Consider the following 17,638-nt stretch of genomic DNA (forward strand, 5'->3'; position numbering starts at 1 on the left):
AATCCCTTCTTATTTGGCTGTAAGTGTTGTTATTGGATTTAAAAGTTTTTTATTTTGTTCTTTGTTCTTTGTTCTTTGTTCTTTGTTCTTTGTTCTTTGTTCTTTGTTCTTTGTATTTTGTTTCGTTATTGATTTTTTACCCATCCTCGATATTGATGCAGCAGCGGTTCGGTGTAGCCACTTGGTTGATTACGGCCTTGGAAAATCAACTCTCTTGCGGCTTGAAACGCTAAGCTTTGTTCAATTTGTGGCAACATAGGTTGATAACCTTCCGAGCCTGCATTTTGGGTGTCGACCACTTGCGCCATTTTGTGCATGCTGTCCATTACTTGCTCTGGGCGACAGATGCGGTGCAATAACCAGTTGGCAATATGTTGGCTAGAGATACGCAATGTGGCGCGGTCTTCCATTAGTTCGACGTTATTGATATCCGGCACTTTTGAGCAACCAATTCCCATTTCTACCCAGCGAACCACATAGCCTAAAATACCTTGAATATTGTTATCTAACTCGGCTTCAATTTGCGCTTGAGTCAGTTCATTTTCAGCTAATAATTCAAGCTGCAATAAATCCCCAATGTTTGCTGCTGGACGTTGACTAATGCTCTCTTGTTGTTCAAAAACATTGACTTGATGGTAATGAATCGCATGTAAGGTTGCCGCTGTCGGAGACGGTACCCAAGCGGTATTGGCTCCGGATTGTGGGTGAGCAATTTTGTCCGCCATCATGGCTTTCATTTCTTCTGGCATTGCCCACATGCCTTTACCAATTTGTGCTTTGCCGGCAAAACCACAAGCCAGACCCACTTCGACGTTGTTATTTTCATAAGCACCGATCCAAGCTTGATGTTTGATCTCGCCTTTGGGTTTAAATGCGCCGGCTTGCATGCTGGTGTGAATTTCATCACCAGTGCGGTCAAGAAAACCAGTGTTAATAAAGACCACCCGAGATTGCGCCGCGCGGATACATTCTTTTAAGTTAACCGTGGTGCGACGTTCTTCATCCATAATCCCCATTTTGATGGTGTTCGGCGCTAAATCAAGCATGTTCTCGACACGTTCAAATATCTCATTGCTGAATGCCACTTCTTCAGGGCCGTGCATTTTTGGTTTCACAATGTAGATGCTGCCAGTGCGACTGTTGGTTACGCGACACGCTTGAGGGTTATGGATTTCAATTGAGGCGATCAATGAGGTGATCACGGCATCAATCAAACCTTCCGGCATATTTTGTGCGTGTTGATCTTGCATTAAATCGCTGGTCATCAAGTGGCCGACGTTACGTACCATCAATAGTGAACGACCATGTAAGTTGTAGTCATCGCCATTTTTATGGGTATAACTACGGTCGCAATTAAGGCGGCGAATTTGCGTTTGATTACCTTTATCAATAGTGGCGGTGAGGTTACCGGTGATCAAACCAAACCAATTTTGGTAGGCTTCAATTTTGTCTTGGCTATCAACCGCAGCCACAGAATCTTCAAAATCCATAATGGTTGAAAGCGCCGATTCCAATTGAATATCATCTAAACCGGCGATGTCGTGCTGACCAATCGCGCCTTTACGGTTAATAATTAATTCAATATGCAAACCATTGTTTTTCAATACGATTGATGTTGGTTCTACATCTGGGTTACTCGATGCCACGAACTGACATGGTTGAGCCAAACCCGATTGGCTGCCATCGGGGAATGTGGCTAAAAGGTGATGAAAATAGACCGAATAGCTTTGAACGTCGTGATGTGAACCTTCTTTTAATGGGAAGTTGTCATCTAAAAACGTTTTGGCCAAAGCAATCACATGCTTACCACGAGCAGGGTTGTATTTTTTGCCTGCTTTTAGGCCATCACATTGTTGAATTAAATCAGAACCATAAGCTGCATCGTATAAACTGCCCCAGCGAGCGTTGGCCGCGTTTAAGGCAAAACGTGCGTTTTTAATTGGAACCACTAATTGCGGTCCAGCCATGCTTGAAATTTCTTGATCGACATTGCTGGTGGTGATTTGGAAATCATCGCCTTGCTCAACCAAGTAACCAATTTCACGCAAAAACGCTTGGTATTGAGCGGAATTCAATTTGTTTGGATTGGCTTGATGCCATTGATCGATTTGCTGCTGTAGTGATTCACGCTTGGCCAATAGTGCATTGTTTTTGGGTGCTAAATCAGTCAGCAATTGGCTGAAGTCGTGCCAAAATTTATCTTGGTTAAGTCCGGTTAACGGCAATACTTCTTGATTGACGAATTGAACTAAGCCGGCATTGATCTTGTGTGCGATCGATGACGTGGTGGTGTTACCGGTTTGTGTGTCTAGGTTTTGAGCTAAGTTCATAATCAGTCCCTCGTATTGCGTTTTTTAATTTGATATCAGTTTGAAAGTTGTCCGTTTCGTGACTGTAGTCTTAAAACTGACTATCAAATGATGTTTTCCTATCCTGTGACTAAAAGAATAACGTTAAATTAACTAAAATTTCACAAAGAAAATTACACAGTGTAAATTTTACAAAAAATTCACAAGGGAGCGATCACGGATGAAGGCGCAAAACTCACTCAATCGACAGTCTCATTTTTTGGGAACCAAAGTACGCAATCTTAGGAAGCGTAACGGCTTAACGTTGGAAGATTTATCGGCAAGGTGTGTCAAAGTCGATGCTGAAGATGCCCCTTCTGTTTCTTATCTTTCGATGATCGAACGCGGTAAAAGAGTGCCGAGTGAAGCGATGTTGGATGTGATCGCGCAGGTATTTCAAAAGCCATTACACTGGTTTTTAGACGATGCCAGTGAAGAAGAAGAGTTGAAACCAGAGAAAGGCTCTCGCGGTGGTATTAATGGCATGGTGCTTGAGCCAAGTTTTTTGTTTTCCAATGATATTTTGCAAATTGCGATACCCGAAATGCTGTCTCAAACTGGCACTTCTGGTCATCAATTTGCCCATTTACTTATTCGTGCTCACCAAGAGCATCATCAAAATCATTTTCCCGATCTTGAAAAAGCAGCCGAAAAAGTGGGTCAAAAGAGAATGCCGTTGTCGGTCGATGATCTGCTTGATATCTGTAAAGACGTCGGGGTGAAAATTAAATGGTTTGATGAACCGTCGCAAGATGTGGTGGATAAAGCCGGAGTCAAATCGAAACATATTGTGCGTTCGTATTCAGAAGCGCCGAGTGTGGTGCGGATCAATAAAGCGTTAAAAGCCACGCCAGAAAAGCTGAAATACGATCTGGCGGTGCATATTGGGCATAAAGTGCTGCATAACAGCGATGGTGAAAAAAATATTATCGCCTCTGATAATCGTAATTTATCCAGTTTAAAACGCGACGATCAAACCGCGCGCGATTCGCTTAATTTAGATTCTCAACATATTTTACAAGCTTGGCGTGATTTCGAATGTTCGTTTTTTGCTGGTGCTTTGCTGTGCCCTAAAGTGCCATTTCGTCAATTACTTGATCGCCATGGTTATGAGATCAGCGTCAGCAAATTGATTGGGGTGTCGGAATCGGTGGTAATGCGGCGCATGACTGCGGTGTCGTCGTATCCCCATTGGCATTATTTTGATGCGTACAATCCGGGCAAACTCAAAGCGGTGTACCGAGGTAATGGCATTCCGCTACCGTGGGGCAATATGCGTATGGTGGAAGATCCGTGTCAGCATTGGGCGGTATTTCGCATGATCGGCATTCCTGGCAATACCCCTGTGGCGCAAATTTCGGTGCTCAATCAAGATGGGGTGCCGCATATTTATTGCTGTGAATCGGTTAAAGTGAAAGATATGGCGGGTAATTACCATGTGTTGTGTAGTGGGATTGATTTAAACCCGGCGCTAGAAGTACAAGGTGAGAATGCGGTTGAGATCGCCACCGCGCTGCAAAAAGAATGTGTTCGTCGCGGCGGTCAAGCCGAGATCCCGAATGCGATTAAACAACACTTATTAACCGTTGCCAGAATACTCAATATTAATTGGATTGAACGTGGTATCGACAATGGTGCGCGGGTGATTTGTTCGCGCGGAGGCATGTGCCCAAGACAACCCACCTGCTATACCGAGAAAGCAGAAAATAGGGGCTCGGAAGTTAGGATCCCAACGGCACAATAAAGTTCGGCATTAATTAAGCTCTACAGTAATAAATGTCAGGTTCTGCTTCGATTACTAATCGCGAGAACCCGACATTAAGTCATACATTATGCGCCTATTATACCGCCATCTTCACGGGTAATTTTCATCACCGTCGAGCGAGGTATGCCATTAATAGCCGAAAAGCTTTGGCTTGGATGCTGTACTCCAACAAACAAGGTTCGGTTATCTGGGCTAAAGGTAAGGCCAGTAATTTCGCACCCGATAGGTCCGGTTAAGAAGCGTTTAATTTCACCTGTTTGAGGATCACCACACAGCATTTGGTTGTTTCCCATGCCGGCGAAATTACCCGAGTTAGAGTAATCACCATCCGTTTGGATCCATAATCGGCCAGCATTATCAAAACCGATGCCATCAGGGCTATTAAACATATTATCTTTGTTGATATTGTTGCTACCTGAACGTAAATCAGTATTAGGGTATTGTTCTGGGTTGCCGGCCATGACATAAATATCCCAGAAAAAATCGTCTGAGGTATGGTTACCATTTTTCGGTTCCCAGCGAATGATATGTCCGTAAATATTATTTTCACGCGGATTAGCGCCGTTGACTTCTTGCCCTTCGCGCACACCGCGATATTTATTGTTGGTTAAGGTACAAAAAACTTGGTCAGATTTTGGATTTATCGCCACCCATTCCGGACGATCCATGGTGGTCGCTCCAACTTGTGTTGCCGCTTGGCGAGCAAAAATTAATACTTCTGCTTGGTTATTAAAACCATTTTCTGGGGTTAATCCATTCTTGCCAAAGGTCAGTTCTAGCCATTCGCCTTTACCATGCATTTCAGCATCTTGAGCGGAGAACTTAGCGACATATAAGGTGCCTTCATCGAGTAAATCGCGATTTTTTTCTGGCTTGTGTTGATTGTATTTGTTCTTGGAGACAAATTTATATAAATGCTCGCCACGTTCATCATCCCCCAAGTACACCACGACTTTGCCATTTTTATTAATGGTTAACGCCGCATTTTCGTGCTTGAAGCGACCAAGTGCAGTGCGCTTTTTCGGTTTGGAATGAGGATTCATCGGGTCAATTTCGACCACCCAACCATGGCGATGATTCTCGTTTGGTTCCTTTTCAATATCAAAACGCTCATCGAATTGGTGCCAACGGAACCCACCATCACCAGAGTTAATGCCATAGCGAGCATCCTTTTCTGGTACTTCTATTTTATTATGACTGCCAAAAAAACCGTTGAAGTTTTCTTCGCAAGTGAGGTAAGTACCCCAAGGTGTTGCACCATTGGCACAGTTATTAAAAGTGCCAAATACTTGAGTGCCGGTTGGATCCGCGTGGGTTTTAAGATTGCCATCACCCGCGGCGGGGCCTGTCAGTTCCATTTCAGTGTAGGCGGTAATGCGACGGTTTAAGCGCCCATTAACATTCACTTGCCAATCACCACGATGACTGCGTTGCAGCTCGACAATGGTAACTCCGACAGCTGCTTGGGCGCGATGCACTTTACTTGCGGTCAGTGTTGCACCTTTATCTTCAAATAAATCAGCATAATTAGTACTTTCATTATTAACGGCAAGCACCGCGCGCTGGCGGCTTAAAGGTAAAAATGTCATGCCATCATTGTTATCGCCAAATTGAAGTTCTTGATCGAGTGCGGTATTTAGCTGAGAAAAAGGGGCGGCATTTGGGTGAATTGGATCCCCCCATGCAATTAAAGATTCAGCTTTATATCCGGCAGGAACTACCACAGTATCTTGTGTTGAGGTTGCAATGGCGTCAAACCCAAGTAAAGACTGGTTTTTTGGAGGACGCGCCATGGCATTGGCAAGTGGTGAGGCGGCAAAAAAAGCCACTGAACTGGTTGCCGTCGCTGCTTGTAAAAAACGACGACGATTTAAGCCTTTTTCTACAATTTGAGAAAAATCGGATGGCGCTGAATCTAAATGGTTTGAATAATCATCTTGCTCAACATGGCTCATAATATGCTTTCCTTAGTCTTTTTTAGTTTGACCAAAGGATAAATTATTAATGTGAATGAAATGTGATCATTTATTTAAGTTAATGTTGCAATTAAAGTGCGTGGTTTTCTTCTTTAAGTTATTTCTCTTTCCTTTACGGGTTCACATTACGATTAATTGGGTTTTGCAGTGAAATCAGTGTTTCGGTCGATTGCACTTCATCGATCGCTTGCAACTTGTCTATAAGCACATATTGCAGTTCTTCGATGTTTTTACACATCAGTTTGACGAAAATATTATAAGCGCCAGTGGTGTAATAGGCTTCAACCACTTCATCTAATGCGTTGAGTTTGGCGATAGCAGAATGATAGTCACGTGCTGCATTTAGATTGATGCCAATAAAGCAACACACGTCATAACCCAACTTCTTGGCGTTGATCACCACTTCAGTGCGCTCGATAATATTGGCGGCGCGCATTTTTTCGACTCGAACATGCACCGTGGCAGGGCTAACAGAAAACATTTTGGCCATTTCTGCATACGGAGTGCGCGCATCGGCCATCAAGGTTTTAAGTATGTCACGATCAAGCTGATCTAATTTAGAAATGGGGTTTTGCACGCTGTTCTCCTTGGCTTAAATGCCATGTAATCGATGGCTTCATTGTATCGCTTAAAAATTTATCAATAAAATGACATAAGTGTTAATTTGTTTATCTAAAATAGTCGACCGTTGTAGTAATCTGGTCCCTTTTTACTGCATTAAACACTTTCAAATTACTCATGCTTTCAGCTCTGGTCATAATATTAACATGACCACTACTTTGGATTGATTACCTTTGTCGATTTTGTCTAAGCTACGTTACTTTATCATCTTGTTTATCTTGCCTTTTTCTCTAGCGAGTCAAGCGAAAGAGGCAATAGCGTCTCAATATAATGTTTTAACTGTACAAGATTATGAAAGTGAAATATTGGTATTTATTACTTTAAGCCTAATATTTGGCAGTATTATTTTATTTTTACTCAAGCACTTAAAACGAATTCGTTTAAGTGATGCTCTGTCACGTCAAAATCAATACCTATTGGAAACTATTTACGACCAAAGTCACCAATTTATGGGGTTATTGAATGCCAGTGGTGCTTTAGCTTCAAGTAACCAAACGCTGTTGGAGCTTATCTATGCACCTACTTTTGATCATAGTCGTCCGATTTGGATGTATAGTGGTTGGTCAGATGCGACTCGTTTAGAAGTTGAACGCGCTTTCTCTACCGTTCAAGATAAAGGTTTAGTGCGTTTTGAAGCGGAGATTATGCACAGTAATATTGGACCTTGTGTGTTGGATATTACTTTAAAACGGCTACCAAGTTTACTTGATGGTAAAGCGCAATACTTATTTGAAGCCCAAGATGTGACCGCGCGTAATACTACCGAGCGTCGCCTTATCGAAAATGAAAGTAAATTAAGAAATTATTACGAGCTGCAACCGGTAATGATGGTCACTCTTGATGAGCATAACCGCATTCAAGCGGTCAATGCCTTTACCAAACAACTGCTCGATTATGACATTAGTGACATGCTAGGTCAGAAACTTGAGCTTTATTATGCCGATAAAAACGAATTTACCCCGCGTCAAATGCTCTCCCAACCACGACATAGCAAGGCATTAGTTTGGCGCCGAGAAGTTAAATATGTCACGCCGGATAAGCGCATTATTTGGATCCGTGAAAATATTCGCCAAGTATTGGAGACCGGTCAATTATTAATCGTAGGTGAAGATATTTCAGATGCGCACTTATTAGCTGAGAAATTAGAATATCAAGCTCATCACGATGGATTAACAGGATTGTATAATCGTAATCACTTCGAACAAGAGTTGCTGATTGCGCTACAAGAAGTAAAAGGAAAAATTCGCTCGCATGCCATGCTGTATCTAGATTTAGACCAGTTTAAACTTGTTAATGATACGGTTGGGCATGAAGCGGGAGATGCCGTATTAATGCATTGCGGTAACTTGCTATCAGGGTTGACGACAGAGCGTTCGGTGGTGGCAAGGATCAGTGGTGACGAATTCGCTCTACTGATCAGAGATTGTGAACAAGACGAATTATTAGGTTTTGCAGATCAAATTTTAAAATCGTTTAATCAAAGCGAATTTAGCTGGCAAGGTATCCATATAAATATCAGTACCTCGATTGGTATTCGAGTGATTGATCATACCGTCACGTCTCATCAGATGGTGCATGCACAAGCCGATACCGCCTGTAATTTAGCCAAAGAAGAGGGTCGTAATCGCGCTCACTTATACCGCGCCGATGATGAAAACTTCCGCCGCCGTGAAATGGAAATGGAGTGTGTAAACCAAGTTTATGATGCGATCGCCAATGACCGTGTCGATCTTTACGCGCAACAAATCAAAGATATCAGTCCCAATGCTAGTGGGAAAATGCACTTTGAAATCTTGGTGCGTTTGCGTGATAAAGACAATATTTTAATGTCGCCCGCGATCTTTATGCCCGCGATTGAACGCTATAACTTAGCCCATTTAATTGATCGTGAAGTATTCAAAAAAACATTAGCTTGGTTTGAAGCCAGACCTAATATTGTTAAGCATTTAGGCCGTTGTTCAATTAACTTATCGGGGCAATCGATGGGTGACAATGACTTTATTATGTTCTTAACCGATCTACTCGAAAATACCACTATTCCAAGAGAAAAATTGTGTATTGAGATCACTGAAACCGCTGCGGTGGCCAATATGCAAGTGGCTACCGATTTGTTTACACGTCTAAAACAGCTAGGTTGTTTGATTGCTTTGGATGATTTTGGTTCGGGCTTATCTTCTTTTGCTTATTTAAAAACCTTACCGCTCGATATTGTTAAAATTGATGGCTGTTTTGTTCGAGATATGCATAATGACTCCAAAGATTATGTACTAGTTCGTGCCATGAACTCATTAGCCAAGCAAATGGGCATGCAAACTGTGGCCGAATTTGTCGAAAACCAACAAATACTCGATTTATTGGTCGATCTTGGGGTCGATTATGCGCAAGGTTATTTCTTTTGTGCTCCTATTCCGCTGCCAAGGCTTGTGGATCAATGGCTTGAAGAACAAGGTAAGCAACAATGAAATTAGCCTTATGCTGTGAAGCGCTTGGTCGAGAAGCCGAATTGCAAGCGTTAGCTCAACGTTGGCAGTTAACCCACCAAGCCGACTCGGTATTTGCATTGGTATTGACCGATGAGCGAGTTGAATTGCGTAAATTAGATGAACCTAAGTTAGGTGCAATTTATGTGGATTTAGCCGGAGGTGCGGCCTCACATCGCCGTAAATTTGGTGGTGGTAAGGGGCAAGCGATTGCCAAAGCGGCAGGGCTGAATAAAGGAAAAAACCCTACCATTTTAGATGGCACAGCAGGGCTAGGGCGTGATGCGTTTGTGCTTGCATCATTAGGTTGTAAAGTACAAATGGTCGAGCGTAATCCGGTTGTTGCGGCATTATTAGATGATGGATTATCACGCGCCAAGCAAGATCCAGAAATTGGCGTTTGGGTGAGTGAACGCATGAGTTTATTGCATGCTTCGAGTCACGATGCACTCGAGCAATTAATGCAGCAAGACGGCTTTATTCAACCGGATGTGGTGTATCTTGATCCTATGTATCCACACCCTGAAAACAAAAAAAAATCGGCATTAGTGAAAAAAGAGATGCGAGTATTTCAATCTTTAGTTGGCGCAGATAATGACGCCGATGCTTTGCTTAAACCGGCATTGGCTTTAGCCACCAAACGTGTGGTGGTAAAGCGGCCAGATTATGCTGATTGGCTTGATGGAGAAAAACCTAGCATGGCGATTGAAACCAAAAAAAATCGCTTTGATGTGTATGTGCAAGCGGCAATGAAGTCATAACATCACGCCTCTCTAACAATCCCTAATATAAGAACGAGCTGAGTGGCTCGTTTTTTATGCCAGTAAAAATTAAATGGAACACATCCTGTTACCTTCGGTCTAAACTTATTGTCTATCTTATGACAAAGCTGCGATATAAGGTGGTTACATTAACTTCCATCAATATAGTAGCTCTAACCATGTGAAAAGGGATCCAATGAAAAAGATAACACTATTATTAGCGATGTTATTATTCACTCCTATGACAGTACTGGCCGCCGATTCAGCCGCTGGATCCAATCAAGCGTGCACCACTTTTGGTAATAAGATCATTGTAGGCCAAAAGGAATGGGTGACGGTGCTAAATAGCAATCAAAAGACCATCGCCAAGGTCGATACCGGTGCCACCACCTCATCGATTAACGCCACTGAGATTAAAGATTTTGAAAAAGATGGCAAAGATATGGTGTCGTTTAAAATTAAAGTGAAAGACCAAGAAAGTGAAACCATTACCTTGCCAGTGGTGCGTTGGGTGCATATTAAGCAGTCTTCTAGTACTAAAACTTCACGTCGTCCGATCATTGAATTAAACATTAAGTTAGGTGATAAAACTTACACTACACCATTTAACTTAGTGGATCGCGACCACATGGTTAATGCCATTTTATTAGGTCGTTCTTTTTTAACTAAAGTGGCCTTGGTGGATGTTGAGCAAAAATACCTCCTCAAGTAATTGATAGTAATTATCACTTGCATTTAAATGCTAAAAACCCTATAAATAAGAATAGTTGTTATTTACTTTGGCCGTGACAATCTTCACCTAAGACTCAAGAATCAAATGATTTATAGATCGAAGGGAAGATGAAACAAAGCATTCACAGGCTAGAGTAAATGATGTCATTTCACTTTATAGGTGTGTGGTTGATGGCAAATTCTCCAGCAAAAAAGACATTATGTAAGTACACACGCCAAGATATCGCGGCGAGTAATATGGCTGAATTGATCGCTGAACCTCAGTTTTTCTGTGGTGCTTGCGCGCGTTCATCCAGTCAAAAAAATGCTTTGTGTCAACCTGTCGCACTAACCGAACTCACTGATCAAGTTTTCGATCTAACTTCTGCTCACACCTCAGAGTTAACCTCGCAAGATCCGATCCAAGTTAACCCTCAACAAGATCACCTTCCTCAAGTTAATCGATCGGCTCAAGCGGTCGAAAAAGCGAAGGCGTTAAAAGCTCAACGTGAAGCGTCGATTAAAGAGACGCCGTTAAAGCATGGTGTGCATTTGGTCGAACCCATTTATCCATCTCCATCTCCATCTCCATCTCAAACCAAAACCCCTGATCTTGATTTGATAAAACAAGTGTTGAAGCTGCAACACAAGCAGGAAAAGGCGGAGAAAAAACAGCAAAAAATGCGGAAAAAGTTGCTGGAAAAACAAAGCGAATTAGCAGATAAACACCACAAGGTACTCAAACAAGAGCGCAAACTGCTTAAACAACAAGCTAAGCTGAATAAGCAACAAGCGCAAATGAAACAAAAACTGGCGCAGTACGAGTTAGATTGGCCACTCTCTGCATTGAGCGCTGTCTCTGGGCTAAATACTGAGAATAAAGAGCGAGTTTCTCAATTAAAAGTGCTGCATTAATCGGCGTTTAGATATTACGAGTTTTTTTACATTTATGCTGGTTTAAAGCGTTCATTTTGAATACTGCATCACCAATTCTGTGATACTTTTAGTCTCAAATTTTTTCATCAAACTCGAACGGTGTACTTCAACGGTTCTGACCGCAATACATAAATCATCGGCAATTTGTTGATTTTTCATACCTTGAACAATTAATCTTAAAATCTCTTTCTCTCGCTCGGTGAGTGAATCAAAAGCGTGTTGAATATGGCAAGTTTGCAATGCTTGCTGACCACGCATGATTGGCATGCGACTGTCTAATAATACGCAGCCTGGTTGCGCTATTTTTGCCTGTTGAAGAAACTGCGCACCATCACTAAAGGTATAAATTTGGTAATCCAGCTCCTGTAATAAGAAGGCCAATGAGTCGCGCACAGAATCATCGTCATCAACAATATAAATCGGTAAATCTAGCATGGTGTACCTACTTAAGGTTTAACGCTTGTAAGGGTAATAAAATACGCGCTTCACAGCCAAATGGGGTTTGTTTTTGATTCTGTATTTGGCCGGGATGCAGATGAAAATCGCCATGATGTTGTTCAATAATGTCATGGCAAATCGACAAACCTAACCCCCACAGGAGAAGCGGGGATTGATGGACGTTCAACCGCATGTGCGCGTGGCAATGCCATGATGGATGTGCAAAATAGCCCGTATCGTGTGACTCAACCATTAAAGCGGGTTGGCAAACGTGGCGAAGGTAAGTGGCAACCGATCAGCTTTAAGCAATTAGTCAAAGAAGTGGTCGAAGGCGGTGATCTGTTTGGTGAAGGGCATGTTGATGGCTTGAAAGCGATCCGCGATCTCAATACCCCGTTAGATGTTAAAAATCCGGAGTATGGCCCATTAGCCAACCAATTATTGGTGACAAACTCCACCAACGAAGGGCGTGATGATATTTTAAAACGTTTTGCTTTTAATAGCTTTGGTACCCGTAACTTTGCTAACCATGGCTCATATTGTGGCTATGTATTTCGCGCCGCTTCTGGGGCATTCCTCAATGATCTGGATAAATTCTTAAACTTAAAACCCGATTATGAGCATGTGGAATTCGCACTATTTATTGGCACTGCGCCAGCTCAATCGGGTAATCCTTTTAAGCGTCAAGCTCGTCAATTAGCGAAAGCCCGCACCCGTGATAATTTTGACTATGCGGTTGTCACCCCAGTATTGCCGATGACTTCAAGCTTAGCCGCAGGTCATAACAATCATTGGGTACCAATTAAACCTGCCAGCGATTCGGCATTGGTGTTTGCTATGATGCAGTGGATGTTTACCCACGATCGCTATAATAAAGATTACCTTGCCCAAGCGAGTCATGAAGCAATGCAAGCGGCAGGAAATGCGCACTGGTGTAATGCCACTCATCTTGTGATCACCCAAGCGGGCCATGCTCGTGAAGGGTCTATGCTGCGAGCCTCGGATATTGGTTTGCCATTTAATGGGGAAGCTCGTTCAGACAGCGATCCTTATGTGGTAGTCAATCAAGCAACAGGGGAATTGGTTGCCAATACTCTGGCGCAACCGGCGCGTTTATTGGTCGAGCAAACCTTGGATACCAAACTTGGTCACTTGAGTGTGGCTTCATCATTACAAAAATTAAAGCACAGGGCGTTTGAGCATAATATGCACGCCAATGGTTTTTATAACGGCTATACCATTTTAATGCTTAATGCCATGGTCGGGAACATTAACAAGAAAGGCGGCATGATGGCCAAAGCGGGCGGTTGGCCAACGTCGGGTGCCGGCCCTCGTTACGATTTCACTCAATTTAAAGGGAAAGTCGCACCCAAAGGCGTGTTTTTATCGCGTAGTAAATTTCCGTATGAGAAAACCACCGAATACAAAAACAAAGTGGCAGCTGGACAATCGCCGTATCCGACTCGTGCGCCTTGGTACCCGATCTCTACGCCATTATTAACCGAGCATCTCACTGCGGCAATGGATGGCTATCCATATCGATTAAAGGCTTGGATCAATCACATGGGAAATCCGTTATTAGACTCAGTCTAAACCTAAAAAAACGGACATTTACACGAATGTCCGTTTTTTTATTTTGGCTTATCGAGGTAGCAAGCCATAATTTACTGGTTACGCTTTTCGTTTAACCCAAGTCTCATTGACCCACAAAGACAATAAGATCACTGCGCCGCCAATCAATAAGCGAATAAAGTCGACATCGCGATTCCAAATCAAAATATTCACCACCAGTCCCGCGGGCACCAAGGCATTATTCATTACCGCTAACGCGCCTGCATTAACCATACATGCGCCTTTATTCCACATAAAATAGCCTAAGCCAGACGCAATCAAACCAAGGTAAATTAATATCCCCCATTGCAGGTTTGTGGTCGGCAGTTTAGCCATATTTCCCATTAATAAAAACGCGATGCTAGCCACGATAAACGCGCCAATATAAAAATAACCAAACACCGTATGTTGTGGCGGTTTAATGCTTTCTTTTTCCATCACAAATTTATAGCCAACCTGACCGATGGCAAAACATAAGTTGGCCGCTTGCACCACTAAAAAACCCGTGAAGAAATTCTCATTTACCCCTGCAAATTTAATGATCACCGCGCCCACCACGGCAATGGCGGCGGTGACTAAATACCATGGTGAAAATTGCCCTTTAAGAAAATCATAAAGCAAGGTGACATAAATCGGCGTGAAAACGGTAAACAGCAATACTTCAGGCACGGAAAGTAATAAGAAAGATTGATAATAAAAGCAGTACATTAACCCCAGCTGAATGCCGCCAATTGCCATTAATTTAGCGATCAGCACACGGGGAATGCCTTTGAATTTTAAGAAAGGTAAAAACACTAAGCCGGCCAGAGCGATACGCATCCACACCGAAAACCAAGCATCAACTTGACCGGCAAGGTAAACGCCGATCAAGCTAAAAGAGAACGCCCACAATAGCGTGACCGCAGAAAGGTAAACCATAATGTATCCCTGTAAACCAAAATAAGGATGGCAAGTTTACCTTAAGTGACAATAAAAGCAGCTTAATCTCATTATGTTTTTATTTCGAAATTGGTTTTTATTTCAAAACTAGTTTTTATCTCGAAAATGAATTAATCATCTAATGGCACGATCAGCATATCGACAGGGGAGTCGTTAAGCATTTGTCGAGAGGTAGACAAGATCTTACTCCAGAAATCTTTGTGATGACCACATAACACCAAATCGATATTGATTTCTTGGATCGTATTGCGGATCTCATTGCATAAATCACCACTAGAAACGATGATTTCGCTGACCGGATAATCCACCGTTTGTACCAGTTTTTGGATCTTCCCTTGCGCCGCCTCGAGCATCGCATTTTGGGTTTCAGCAAAGTTGATTTCCATAAAGCCGGTGTACATGTCGGTAAAGTTCACATCAATATGCACCAGAGATAAATTGGCATTAAGTGCGCATGCCAGTCCCGCTGCTTTTTTTACTAAAATTTCACTGTCTTCAGATAAATCCACTGCCACAAGAATATGTTTGTAAGTCATAGAGCACTCTCCGGAAAAAATTATAGTATTGGCTTAAGTATATGCCTTACTTGGTATGGTTTTATGTTACGCCTGAAAAATTAAAAAAAACACTTGTCGCTTCACATCATTGCGTCTTGTAAAAAAGAGCGTTTATCACAGCAGCATTCCTACAGCATGGTATAGTGAAGGCATGCAGTAAATTAAATATTGGTTCAAACAGGAGTTGAATATGCTATCAAAAGCGATGATCGATAATTTAAATGATCAAATAAATCTGGAATTTTTCTCATCCAATCTATACTTACAAATGAGTGCTTGGTGTGAAGACAAGGGCTTTGAAGGTGCGGCTGAATTTTTACGCGCTCATGCAACAGAAGAAATGGAACACATGCAACGCTTGTTTACTTATGTTAGCGAAACCGGTGGATTGCCGATTTTAGGCGCGATTGATGCCCCTAAACATGAGTTTGCTAGCCTTGGTGAGGTGTTCCGAGAAACCTACCAGCATGAGCAAATGATCACAGAACGCATCAACAAACTCGCTCATATGGCGTTTACTTGCCAAGACTACTCCACCTTTAATTTCTTGCAGTGGTATGTTGCTGAGCAGCACGAAGAAGAAAAACTATTCAAAGGTGTTTTGGACAAGTTAGAACTCGTCGGGGAAGATGGCAAAGCGCTTTTCTTTATCGATAAAGATCTGGCTGAGTTGGCAAAACAAGGATCATCTTCAGTGATGGCAAGCTCGAATCCAGTTTAAGTTTCACTGATATTAAGTGTTACTAAGCTTGAGCTAGAAAAAAAGATACTGATTATCTTTTCTTCCGCCCCACTAGAAGGTGTTTGGAGGAAAGGATGATCAGTGCTGATACTTTACTTATTGCGTTTACGCTCGTAACCGCTATCAATATGGTGCGATACCTAACTGCACTACGCTCACTTATTTTTATCATGCGAGAAGCACACCCACTGCTGTACCAGCAAGTCGATGGGCGCGGTTTTTTCCACACCAATGGTAATATGTCCAAACAAGTGCGCTTATTTCACTACTTAAAAAACCGTGATTATCAACACCACCACGAGCCAGTTTTTATCTCCAAGTGCGGTAAGGTGCGTGATTTGTTTATGTTATCGGCCGGCTTACTCGGTTTAACGTTATTGATGGCATTTATTGCCTAGTGAATAAATAAACCAAACTCGCATTGTCATAAATGCTTTACCTCATCTATTTATTAAAGGATGTGCTAAAATCGCGCATCTTTTTTTTGTGCGGTAGATAAAGTTATGAGTAATCATTTTGATGTTGTGATCATTGGTGCGGGTGCGGCAGGGTTAATGTGCGCTGCCGAAGCTGGTAAGCGTGGACGCAAAACCTTAGTGATCGATAATGCCAAAAAGCCAGGGCGTAAAATTTTGATCTCTGGTGGTGGTCGCTGTAACTTTACCAATTACGATGTCAGTGCCAATAACTTTGTCTGCCAAAATCCTCACTTTGTAAAATCGGCTTTATCGCAATACACCAATTGGGATTTCATTAGCTTAATCTCTAAATATGAGATTGAATTTGAAGAGCGCGATCACGGGCAGCTGTTTTGTTTATCGGCTAATGCTGAGGATAAAAATCCGGCGAAAAATATCGTTAATATGTTGCTTAAAGAGTGCGATTTTTCCCATGTCTCTCAATGGTATCGTTGTGATATTCAAGACATCAAAAAGACAGAAAACGGCTTTTCATTCCATTCTATTTCGAGTAGCAAAGAGCACACTGGCGAGATCACTTGTGAGTCATTAGTGGTGGCTACCGGTGGCCTTTCAATGCCCAAACTGGGCGCGACCCCATTTGGCTATCAACTGGCTGAGCAGTTTGGATTATCGGTCGTGCCAACCAGTGCCGGTTTAGTCCCTTTTACTCTGCATAAAGAAGAAAAAGAAGCGTTTTCCGAGTTATCCGGCATTGCGGTACCCGCTGAGATCACCGCCCAAGATGGCACCTTGTTTAAAGAAGCGCTGCTATTTACTCATCGTGGGTTATCCGGTCCTTCAGTGCTGCAAATATCTTCATTTTGGCGCGCAGGACAAACTGTCAGTATCAATCTGGTTCCCAATGATGATGTACTAGCATTGCTGACTCACTCACGAGAAAAACACCCCAACCAAAGCTTAAAAAACACCCTTGCCAAAGTTCTGCCTAAGCGTGTGATTGAAGTGTTTATCGATCGTAAATTACTCACTGATAAACCATTAAAGCAGTTTAATCCAAAAGAAATTCAAGCCGTGGTCGATCAACTTGAGCAATGGCAAGTGTTGCCCAATGGCACCGAAGGTTACCGCACCGCAGAAGTAACTTTAGGAGGCGTTGATACCAAGCATTTGTCGTCTAAAACCATGCAATGTAACGATATCCAAGGCCTGTATTTTATCGGCGAAGTGATGGATGTCAGCGGCTGGCTAGGCGGTTACAACTTCCAATGGGCATGGAGCAGTGGTTTTGTAGCAGGGCAGTGGGTGTAGTCTTTTTTAGAACGATAGAAAAC

Annotated in this window: 14 protein-coding genes and 1 pseudogene; 9 read left to right on the plus strand and 6 right to left on the minus strand. The window is 42.5% G+C overall.

What is annotated here, in order from left to right:
* Positions 1-125 precede the first annotated feature (125 nt).
* On the minus strand, positions 126-2,330 hold the full coding sequence (locus GFB47_RS00750) for a malate synthase G (protein WP_153445757.1): 2,205 nt from the start codon (positions 2,328-2,330) through the stop codon (positions 126-128).
* A 199-nt stretch (positions 2,331-2,529) separates the two neighbouring features.
* Here GFB47_RS00750 and GFB47_RS00755 point away from each other — a divergent pair, with 199 nt between their 5' ends.
* A complete protein-coding gene (locus GFB47_RS00755) occupies positions 2,530-4,092 on the plus strand; it encodes a DUF3612 domain-containing protein (RefSeq protein WP_153445759.1) in 1,563 nt (520 codons plus the stop codon).
* A gap of 86 nt (positions 4,093-4,178) precedes the next feature.
* Here the strand turns inward: GFB47_RS00755 and GFB47_RS00760 are convergent, their stop codons facing one another.
* Together GFB47_RS00760 and asnC are read right to left on the minus strand one after the other, a co-directional pair.
* On the minus strand, positions 4,179-6,068 hold the full coding sequence (locus tag GFB47_RS00760) for a PhoX family protein (RefSeq protein ID WP_153445761.1): 1,890 nt from the start codon (positions 6,066-6,068) through the stop codon (positions 4,179-4,181).
* A 133-nt stretch (positions 6,069-6,201) separates the two neighbouring features.
* The gene (gene asnC, locus GFB47_RS00765; RefSeq protein WP_153445762.1) at positions 6,202-6,666 is read right to left on the minus strand and encodes a transcriptional regulator AsnC; all 465 of its coding nucleotides are present in this window, start codon (positions 6,664-6,666) and stop codon (positions 6,202-6,204) included.
* Between the two features lie 217 nt (positions 6,667-6,883).
* On the opposite strand from asnC, the gene GFB47_RS00770 reads away from it, so the two are divergent.
* The 4 genes from GFB47_RS00770 (at position 6,884) to GFB47_RS00785 (ending at position 11,577) form a co-directional block, all read left to right on the plus strand.
* Entirely contained in the window at positions 6,884-9,172 is a 2,289-nt protein-coding gene (locus tag GFB47_RS00770; RefSeq protein ID WP_153445764.1) for a putative bifunctional diguanylate cyclase/phosphodiesterase, read from the plus strand.
* A complete protein-coding gene (locus GFB47_RS00775; RefSeq protein WP_153445765.1) occupies positions 9,169-9,951 on the plus strand; it encodes a class I SAM-dependent methyltransferase in 783 nt (260 codons plus the stop codon). The genes GFB47_RS00770 and GFB47_RS00775 overlap by 4 nt, the downstream gene beginning before the upstream one ends.
* A 196-nt stretch (positions 9,952-10,147) precedes the next feature.
* Positions 10,148-10,663 carry an ATP-dependent zinc protease family protein gene (locus GFB47_RS00780; protein ID WP_153445767.1) on the plus strand — a complete coding sequence of 172 codons (516 nt, stop codon included), beginning with the start codon at positions 10,148-10,150 and terminating at the stop codon, positions 10,661-10,663.
* A gap of 191 nt (positions 10,664-10,854) precedes the next feature.
* Positions 10,855-11,577, plus strand: coding sequence for a hypothetical protein (locus tag GFB47_RS00785; RefSeq protein WP_153445768.1), 723 nt, complete (start codon positions 10,855-10,857; stop codon positions 11,575-11,577).
* A 51-nt stretch (positions 11,578-11,628) separates the two neighbouring features.
* Here GFB47_RS00785 and GFB47_RS00790 read toward each other — a convergent pair whose 3' ends face one another.
* The gene (locus GFB47_RS00790) at positions 11,629-12,033 is read right to left on the minus strand and encodes a response regulator transcription factor (protein WP_153445770.1); all 405 of its coding nucleotides are present in this window, start codon (positions 12,031-12,033) and stop codon (positions 11,629-11,631) included.
* A gap of 138 nt (positions 12,034-12,171) precedes the next feature.
* On the opposite strand from GFB47_RS00790, the pseudogene GFB47_RS00795 reads away from it, so the two are divergent.
* Positions 12,172-13,614: pseudogene (locus tag GFB47_RS00795) on the plus strand (tetrathionate reductase subunit TtrA); the annotation flags it as partial.
* A 93-nt stretch (positions 13,615-13,707) separates the two neighbouring features.
* On the opposite strand, the gene GFB47_RS00800 reads toward GFB47_RS00795, so the two are convergent.
* Together GFB47_RS00800 and GFB47_RS00805 are read right to left on the minus strand one after the other, a co-directional pair.
* Complete coding sequence (locus GFB47_RS00800) at positions 13,708-14,565, minus strand: carboxylate/amino acid/amine transporter (protein ID WP_153445773.1); 858 nt, start codon at positions 14,563-14,565, stop codon at positions 13,708-13,710.
* Positions 14,566-14,696: 131 nt separating this feature from the next.
* Positions 14,697-15,122, minus strand: a complete 426-nt coding sequence (locus tag GFB47_RS00805) for a universal stress protein (protein WP_153445775.1) — start codon at positions 15,120-15,122, stop codon at positions 14,697-14,699.
* 211 nt (positions 15,123-15,333) lie between these two features.
* Here GFB47_RS00805 and ftnA point away from each other — a divergent pair, with 211 nt between their 5' ends.
* The 3 genes from ftnA (at position 15,334) to GFB47_RS00820 (ending at position 17,615) form a co-directional block, all read left to right on the plus strand.
* Entirely contained in the window at positions 15,334-15,864 is a 531-nt protein-coding gene (gene ftnA, locus GFB47_RS00810; protein WP_153445777.1) for a non-heme ferritin, read from the plus strand.
* A gap of 95 nt (positions 15,865-15,959) precedes the next feature.
* The gene (gene uspB / locus GFB47_RS00815; RefSeq protein WP_153445778.1) at positions 15,960-16,283 is read left to right on the plus strand and encodes a universal stress protein UspB; all 324 of its coding nucleotides are present in this window, start codon (positions 15,960-15,962) and stop codon (positions 16,281-16,283) included.
* Between the two features lie 105 nt (positions 16,284-16,388).
* Positions 16,389-17,615: a BaiN/RdsA family NAD(P)/FAD-dependent oxidoreductase gene (locus tag GFB47_RS00820; RefSeq protein WP_153445780.1), complete on the plus strand. Its 1,227-nt coding sequence runs from the start codon at positions 16,389-16,391 to the stop codon at positions 17,613-17,615.
* Positions 17,616-17,638: the final 23 nt, after the last annotated feature.

It is taken from the genome of Vibrio algicola (assembly GCF_009601765.2).
Classification (GTDB): Bacteria; Pseudomonadota; Gammaproteobacteria; order Enterobacterales; family Vibrionaceae; genus Vibrio; species Vibrio algicola.